At 64.1% G+C, this 1215-nt stretch carries 1 protein-coding gene; it reads left to right on the top strand.

Translation table 11 applies throughout. The features are described 5' to 3' along the window. Positions 1 to 10 precede the first annotated feature (10 nt). Positions 11 to 1215 (top strand): BCCT family transporter (locus tag PV761_RS24155; RefSeq protein ID WP_347900046.1); only part of this gene is annotated, 1205 nt, incomplete at its 3' end.

Genomic DNA, 1215 nt, shown 5'->3' with positions numbered 1-1215 from the left:
GGACGGAGCCGTGGGGGGCCTGCCGGATTCTGAGGAATACGAACAGATCCTGGGCGAGCTTCGTTCTGCCAGGACCGAGCAAGCCGTTTCGGCACGCCGGAACCATAAGCTCGTTCTCGACAAGGTCACCTTCGGGATCACCGGCGCCATCGCCGTCGCCTTTGTGGTCTGGGGATTTGTCGGCCGCGACAGCCTCGCCTCGTCCTCGACGGTTGCCCTGAACTGGGTCATGGAATACACCGGCTGGCTGTTCATGCTCCTGGCCTCGCTCTTCGTCGTCTTTGTCCTCTGGCTCGCCCTGGGCAAGTTCGGCAACATCCCGCTGGGCAAAGACGGCGAAAAACCCGAATTCCGTACCGTTTCCTGGGTCGCGATGATGTTCGCCGCCGGCATGGGCATCGGCCTGATGTTCTACGGTGTAGCCGAACCGCTCTACCACTACATCTCTCCCCCGCCCGGAACCGTGAACGGACGGACCCCCGAAGCCATCCAGACCGCCATGGCAACCTCCATCTTCCACTGGACACTGCACCCCTGGGCCATGTACGCAGTCGTAGGCATCGCCATGGCCTACGGCACCTACCGCCTGGGCCGCAGGCAACTGATCTCTGTCGCCTTCACCTCACTCTTCGGCGTCAGGAGGGTCGAAGGGCCCATCGGGAAGTTCATCAACATCCTGGCCATCTTCGCCACCCTGTTCGGCACCGCCGCATCCCTGGGCCTGGGCGCCCTGCAGATCGGCAGCGGCATGACCTCCAACGGCTGGTTCGGCGAAATCGGCACTCCCGTGCTCGTAGCAATCGTCGCCGTCCTGACCCTATGCTTCGTCGCCTCGGCCGTCTCCGGCATCAGCCGCGGCATCCAGTGGCTCTCCAACATCAACATGGTCCTGGCCGTCGTCCTGGCACTCATCGTCTTCGTAGCCGGCCCCACCCTGTTCATCCTCAACCTGATCCCCTCCGCCGTCGGCGACTACGTCCGCGACCTGGCCGAAATGTCCTCCCGAACCGAAGCAGTCGGCGATGAGGCCCTCCGAAGCTGGATGACCAGCTGGACCATCTTCTACTGGGCCTGGTGGATCTCCTGGACGCCCTTCGTCGGGCTCTTCATCGCCCGCATCAGCCGCGGCCGCACCATCCGCCAGTTCGTCACCGGCGTCCTGCTGGTCCCCAGCGTCGTCAGCGTCATCTGGTTCGGCATCTTCGGCGGAGCCGC

It is taken from the genome of Arthrobacter sp. CC3 (assembly GCF_039907775.1).
Lineage (GTDB): Bacteria > Actinomycetota > Actinomycetes > Actinomycetales > Micrococcaceae > Arthrobacter.
The sequence above is the reverse complement of the archived record's forward strand: the minus strand, read 5'-3'. Positions and strand labels throughout refer to the sequence as shown.